The 6,644-nt window shown below is 49.0% G+C and carries 7 protein-coding genes; all 7 read right to left on the bottom strand.

Annotation, left to right across the window (positions count from 1 at the left end):
• Positions 1 to 196 precede the first annotated feature (196 nt).
• A complete protein-coding gene (locus J7K40_14340; GenBank protein ID MCD6163576.1) occupies positions 197 to 949 on the bottom strand; it encodes a hypothetical protein in 753 nt (250 codons plus the stop codon).
• Between the two features lie 113 nt (positions 950 to 1,062).
• Positions 1,063 to 2,232 (bottom strand): hypothetical protein, encoded by a 1,170-nt coding sequence (locus J7K40_14335; protein MCD6163575.1) that lies wholly within the window; start codon positions 2,230 to 2,232, stop codon positions 1,063 to 1,065.
• Between the two features lie 2 nt (positions 2,233 to 2,234).
• On the bottom strand, positions 2,235 to 4,019 hold the full coding sequence (locus tag J7K40_14330) for a hypothetical protein (GenBank protein MCD6163574.1): 1,785 nt from the start codon (positions 4,017 to 4,019) through the stop codon (positions 2,235 to 2,237).
• Positions 4,020 to 4,023: 4 nt separating this feature from the next.
• A complete protein-coding gene (locus tag J7K40_14325; GenBank protein MCD6163573.1) occupies positions 4,024 to 4,635 on the bottom strand; it encodes a hypothetical protein in 612 nt (203 codons plus the stop codon).
• Positions 4,635 to 5,261: a hypothetical protein gene (locus tag J7K40_14320; protein ID MCD6163572.1), complete on the bottom strand. Its 627-nt coding sequence runs from the start codon at positions 5,259 to 5,261 to the stop codon at positions 4,635 to 4,637. The genes J7K40_14325 and J7K40_14320 overlap by 1 nt, the downstream gene beginning before the upstream one ends.
• On the bottom strand, positions 5,258 to 5,452 hold the full coding sequence (locus J7K40_14315; protein MCD6163571.1) for a hypothetical protein: 195 nt from the start codon (positions 5,450 to 5,452) through the stop codon (positions 5,258 to 5,260). Before J7K40_14315 ends, J7K40_14320 begins: the two co-directional genes overlap by 4 nt.
• Positions 5,421 to 6,644: right-handed parallel beta-helix repeat-containing protein (locus J7K40_14310; GenBank protein ID MCD6163570.1), on the bottom strand; the 1,224-nt coding region annotated here is incomplete at its 5' end. The genes J7K40_14315 and J7K40_14310, both read right to left, overlap by 32 nt.

Below are 6,644 nucleotides of genomic sequence, written 5' to 3'. Positions count from 1 at the left end.
GAATAAGCCGATCATTAAATCTGGGGATAAATACGTTCCGAAAGAAGAATAAACCGTGTCAGTGCTGTTCCCCGCACCACGGGCACACGCTCTCGATGTCTCCGCTGCACGTCGGCACCAGCTTGAAGCCGCATGAAGGGCAGGTCGTGTACCCACACGTCCTGCCGATGTCCGCCCGTTCCTTATATCAAGATTTTTAGCTATAATAGGTATCTTGTGTTACTTCTCCACATATTATAGATACTGAAAAATTACGACATTGCGCAGGTGCATTAGCCTGCGACATATATACTTGTATAAGATCATCAACAGCAATATTATCAACTTCTTTCTCAAATGCTCTCCATGTAGTACCATAAAAACTATTTATCTCACTTATATTAACACCATTTTTTTTGAATTGTAAATAAGTCTTCCCGTCGGGATGCGTAGAATGATGTTCAACTCGTATCTTATATTTACCTGCTATTTTTACTTTGATTTCTTTATACTTTAACTGTGCACTACCTATTGTTTGAGCAACCGGTGTAGATATCGTGGGAGCATAGCCATCTAAAATTAGTTTATGTGCATCAGTAAACGCATTAGTATCCGCTTCTGCTTCATAAAGAGATTTAATCTCTGCACCTGTCTGGTCAGCAGTAGCATTAGATTCTATACCAGCGAGTTTACTTTTTTCAGCATCTGTATAAGCATTAGTATCCGCTTCTGCTTCATACAGGGCTTTGATCTCTGCTCCTGTTAAATCTGATCCGAACCCCTCCCATGTATCATCTGCATACCGCTCGAACTGTGCGGTGGTGGTGTTGTAGATGAGTATGCCGTTGGTAGGGGATAGTGCGTCACGTTCTGTTGTGGTGAGCTTTGGTACCTGCAGGTAGTGACCCTCTCCATCCCTGATGACCAGGTAATCGAGTGTTAGTTTGGTTGGCGGAAAATCTACTGGCATTTTTATGTCCTCCTCGATGTTATCCTGACATACGAATCTGATCTAATCTTTGCGCTGCCACCTGCGCCCCATGTCCTGTCACTAAACTGCGGGTACTCAATCATTGATTATCCTCACACAAATTCGAGCCGCGCGCCGACATACGCAGAGACAAACGCCGCAACGTCAAGCGAATGGAGACCGGCGACCCCCGCTTTGCCGCCGCCCGCCCAAGTGTCGCCGGACAACAGGATGTTCAGTTCCCCTGCATCGTGCGCGTAAAAATAATCACTGATCGACGAGCCAGTTACGGCACTTGGTATCATCAAGTACTTCAGTAGATCTTCGTACTCGATATTTGAGACGTATCCATCTGTTGTGATCGGCGCTGCAACAGAATCCTCACAGGTCGCCGCAAGCGTATTCTGGAACGTTCCGCTACCGTCGCGGTTGATGAGCCGGTACGCTGAATTATCCGCAAGAGCATTGTAGCCATCCACAAACGTCCAGATATTCCCCCACAAGTTCTCGATACCTCTGTACGCAATTCCCACCAAACCGTTTATCCCTTTCGCTTTACCTGTGCCGTTTTCATTGATGTACGTGTCTATCGAATTCGCTCCTGTATTCTGTGCACTACTGGTATCGACATTCCCCATTCCGACGAACGATTGTGAATCGATGCCGCCGGATTCAATATAAAATAGCGATTGAATCGCAGACAGCGCCCAGATGCTTGTGATCCCCCAGCGGACTGATCCCCGGTTCTCGGCATACATCCGGAAATTACCGATCGTTGTGCTCACTGTCGGCGCAACGCCCGTCTTGCTTTCGAGCTTACCTGATCCGCTATCATAGTATGCCTCATAAGCTCCAAAGTAGGCTCGATCACGTTCTGTCCCGCCACGCTGCAGGAAGAATGGATGAACCTCGAAGCCGGTCTTTGCAACTGGCGAGATCCACCGCTGGTACACATTTGTAGCTGGATTCGAGGCTTTGATATAAAATTTCGGGATCTCAACCATCACCTGTCCATCCGTGCCGTCCAATGTCAGCCCATCGCCACGTGGAGTACTACCATAGTTATTCACGGTGCCGTCGTCTGCAAGTGTGCAGCGCCGGATATTACCCCAGATGGGATGGTTGTCGAAAAACCACTTATTATTCACATAATCGAAAAAATCAACGGTATTACCGTATTCATCGATCCGTCTCCATGTATCTGTGTTCTGATTCCACTCTACGCCGATCACGAACTCACGTAGTGCATTATAGTCTGCAAGTGATGGAAAATCTACTGCCATTTTTATGACCTCCTCGTTGTTATTCTAATATACGAATCTGATCTAATCTTTGCGCTGCTCGTGGCGCCGCCCGCCTCCCAGCTTACCAGTCTGAATTGGAGTTGATTCACACCAGCGGTAATCGTAGAAACGAACCTGCCGACCCCGATCCTCACCTTGTCCTGGTACGCCGCATCCGTCTCTGCGATGCTGTCTGTCATGTCAACCCAGTTTGCACCGCCGTCCCCTGACATCTGGACTTTGCTGTATGCAGTGCCAGCAGATGTCTTGTGCTCCCATCTGAGATCAGCGAATATCGATATGACATTAATCGTGCCTGTCTGCTCAAAATCAATGTCCTCGCTCCAGTGTACATTTGGAGCGCCTTCTGCGGTAGCTGTCCCCGACTCGTTGTCAGTATAGTATGCCGGAGATGTCCCATCATCAGTGATCTCCGTTGCTGCGGCGTGCTCGGCGACTGGGTAAATCACGACATCGCTCACTTCATGAACACCAGTGACGCTGATGGCGGCTATGGCATCAGCTATTGCTTCCAACGAGTCCGTCGTGCAATCGAAGGTGCTTGGATCAGCGGGATCACCCTTCGCAATTATCTTGGCAAGTATTGAATCCGTAGCGCAGTTCTCAGGATATGGATGTGTTGCGCCATCAAGTTTTAGCAGGTGATCGAGGTCTTCGCCTTCGAGCGCATCCTCTGCTTCATCTTGTATCGCCTGGAGTGCGGTTGCATTCCACACTGTGGCACCACCTGACTGTGGAATAAGACCGAGCTCATTATCAAGTGCTGCCAATCCATGCCCAGCATCATCCAACCTATCCAGCGCGATCAATTCATATAGCGACTTGTTATCCGGTATTACAATCCCTGTACCGTGTATCAGCCCCGCGAGTAGATGCCCCCTCACGCTACTGCTGATCTCTTTGTTGTCGTCCAGCCCATCATACCCGATCCCAATCTTCGTCGCTACAAGCGAGCTGAACTTGATGAAATCAAAATTAAACATGCTGCCAACGGTCAAATTCGCGAGTCGTATCTCAACAATATCAGATAGATCCGCTGGCGCACCACCATCACCGGTTGGCGTTGAGTGTGGGTTTATATTATGGTATTTCCACGTAGTCGCTGCAGCGAGCGTCAGATCCCAGTAACTGTAGTTTCCGCTTGAATCGTATAATCTGAACTGGATTGTTTCCCCACCAACATCCGAATATGAAGCTATGCCCATATTAGCGAGTGTTTTCATATTACGGGTTGGGAATGTTCTGCGCAGGCTTCCGGCACTGACAGTGACCGCGGATTGCATACTATACTGCCCTTCGTAGGACGTTGTGTTGTCCCTGGTGGGGTTAGCCGCTCCCCCGCCTGCTATCCACTCCGCCTGCAGTGCAGGATCTGATGGATACTCGAAGCTGTCGAATATCTCAATATCACCCGAAGAGCCACCACCCCCTCCAACGGCTTCTACAAATGCCGGGTGTAGCAGCAGAACCTCATCATCAACCGCGAGGTCGGCGGTGAGTGCGTTGTGCACAAGAGCGCCGTCTATGCTGGTGTAGGATGTTATGCGGACACACTCTCCCTGCGGCGCGGCTCCAGTTCCACCTGCATCGCGAACGCACCATATATAATAACCAGTGAAGAAGCTGTCTCCGTACCCGGACAATCCGGATATCTTGCAGTTGTTTGCGTCGGTGAAGGTTGTGATCTTACCATAAAAACATATACCCTGATGCTCCTTCACCACCGCCCTTGCGTTATCTGACAGGATTGGTTGACCGATCTGCATGACTCTACTCCATCACTTTTATAGAAATATCTGCATTGAGTGCGAGCGCTCCGTCGAGATTCTCGACCTGGACTCGCAGATACCTCGTACCCTGCGCGTTCAGTTTATAGACAGCGTTGGTATTGGCTTTCACCATCTTCCCCCATATATAATACACATTTATGATTTCATAAGAAGTATTCGCGGCTGACCCCTTGACATGAAAACTATATGAGTTGTCCGGTACGGATATTGACTGATCAGGGTTGAATGTGGTCCATGCCGTGCCGCCGTCGAAGGATACCGATAGTGTCTGGCTCGCGTGCGTATTGTGCACCAGACAGCTCTGCAGCATCTCAGAAACGGTGATCTCGGTCGGAGCGACACCAGCATTCCCGTTGCTGTGCTCAGCCAGCAAATCACTCCAATCTTTTGACTGGTATCTGCACCATGTGGAGTGGTCTTCCGATGCATCTACAAACACTCTAAAATCGCGATCCCCTTTGCAGTACAACATGAACTCGTTATACCCAAGTGCATGCAGGTGGTTCGTGCTGGCGACTGTCGCACCAGCCGCGATCGAGTCGAGTCCGGTGAAAGCAAGGAGAGACACTGGGGGTACGGGATGGACCGGCATCAGCTCCCCTCCTGTAGCTTCAGGTCAACATACGCGGTCAACGCGTTCACTGTATCCAGGTTTTGAACCAGCACACGAACATATCTCCCACCCGCAGCATAAAACTTTTTCGCCAGATTTACATTTGATTTTACCATAAACCCAAATAAATAATATCTGTTGATCGTCTCGTATGTGCCACCGTTCGTGGATGCGTCCAGTTGATATGAATATACGTTCGTGGGTATGGAAAGCCACCTGTCCGGCGATATTGTCTTCCACGTCGTCCCGCCGTCGAACGATGCCTTCAGATCGATCACTCCATGCGTGTTATGTATCCACGCGTTCACCATTTGCCCAGACGGTGTAATCGTGACAGGCGACCCAGCAACAGCGATTGTCCCGTTTGCATGTTCTGCCAGAATGTCAGAAATCTCCGGATCCCTGAGTGTATACCATGTATTATGGTCTTCCGAGTACTGGATGAATACCTGTGCGTCCCTATCGCATCTCGCGTTCAACAAGAAGCTCTTATATCCAAGCGTCTGCATGTAGTCACCTACACCCAGTCCGGATGTAGGAATCGCCCACGCTCCACTAAAATCGTTTTCGATTAACGTGACGGGGGGCATGGGTTTCGCGCTCATAATTTTTTGATTTCCTCAATCTTCGCGTCAAGCTCTTCGGGGGTAGCGAATATGATCTGTTGTAAACCATCGCGGACGTGAACAATGCCTTTCACCGGTTTCGGGTTGTCTGGATCAGTTCCATCGACTGTGTCATATATTTCTATTATTCTTGCCGTACTATCGCCTCCTCCTCCTGTACAGAAAAACAATCACCGTCACCACACCGATTCCGCCACCGACTACAAGCGGTAGGTTGCTTGGCTTCGCGGCTTCGGATGGCATGATTCGGATGGTCGTGTTCTCTGTGATCGTGAAGTTCATTGCCGCCCAGCCTGAATGATCGGTTACGGTGAACCCTGCGGTGATGTTGGTTATGTTGTATCCCAGTTTCGTGTACGCCGAATCACCGATCAGCGGCATCTCGATGCTGACGGCACATGTGTTGTTTTCGGTGCCAATATGCGTTATAGTAACCTGTGCTGTGTATGCAGCCGCGTCGTAGCTATCTCTCGTGATGCTGAAGTTGGTGGTGTCGTTCAGGTACACATACGGGTCCACCGCATCTACCTCGAACTCGTGTTCGCTGAATCCACCGGTGTAGATGTATGTAACGACGCCCGAAATATTGGCACGGATGCAGGCAACGGTGACATCATCGCGCTTAAATTCGACGGGTTGACCGATGTGGTATCCACCGAGTATGAATGTTGAGACCAGTGTAGGAATTGCCGACGACACATTGAAATTTGCTCGTCCGCCAGCAACATAAGACGCCAGGCGAAGGTTTAACGTGCCGCTGTCGGTTGCCACGGTGAAATCGTCTTTCGTGTCCACCGTGGTCACATAATCATCGACCGTTGGAGCGATGGTTGTTGTGACGTTGGTTGGCGATATAGTTTGACTGACGGTCGTGTCGCTGTAATAGGCAATCTTGTTGGTCGTGGTTTTTAGGATTATCTCACTGGTGGAATCGTTTAGCGATATGGTCCGGTTACTGTACGTTGAATCTAATATGGTGTTGTTTAACGATGTGTTCCATAAAAAGAAATCGTCTTCGGTGTTGTTATACGACATGAAGTTTTTGATTGTGTTATCGTCTGTAAAATCATGAATCTCGATACCGTTCCCGGTGTTGTTATACGATGTGGCGTTTTCAAAATAATTTGTATTCGAGAACGCATGCAACACAATGCCGTCCTTATCATTGTCATACAAATCGATGTTGGTGAATATATTATTGTCAGAGTTGTTGTGGACCTCGACACCGTCTCCGTCGTTCTCGTATGATGTGATGTTATCGAAGTCATTTTTTTCGGCATAGTCGTAAATCTTCACGCCGTCCCCGGTGTTGTTGTAGGCAGTGATGTTTTCAAGCTGCGTCGAGGTGAGGTAGTAGTTCAG

The sequence above is a fragment of the Candidatus Zixiibacteriota bacterium genome, from assembly GCA_021159005.1.
GTDB lineage: Bacteria > Zixibacteria > MSB-5A5 > UBA10806 > 4484-95 > JAGGSN01.
The sequence above is the reverse complement of the archived record's forward strand: the minus strand, read 5'-3'. Positions and strand labels throughout refer to the sequence as shown.

Coding starts and splice junctions, on each gene's coding strand:
- J7K40_14340 (MCD6163576.1), bottom strand. CDS start 949: ATGCCAGTAGATTTTCCGCCAACCAAACTAACACTCGATTACCTGGTC.
- J7K40_14335 (MCD6163575.1), bottom strand. CDS start 2,232: ATGGCAGTAGATTTTCCATCACTTGCAGACTATAATGCACTACGTGAG.
- J7K40_14330 (MCD6163574.1), bottom strand. CDS start 4,019: ATGCAGATCGGTCAACCAATCCTGTCAGATAACGCAAGGGCGGTGGTG.
- J7K40_14325 (MCD6163573.1), bottom strand. CDS start 4,635: ATGCCGGTCCATCCCGTACCCCCAGTGTCTCTCCTTGCTTTCACCGGA.
- J7K40_14320 (MCD6163572.1), bottom strand. CDS start 5,261: ATGAGCGCGAAACCCATGCCCCCCGTCACGTTAATCGAAAACGATTTT.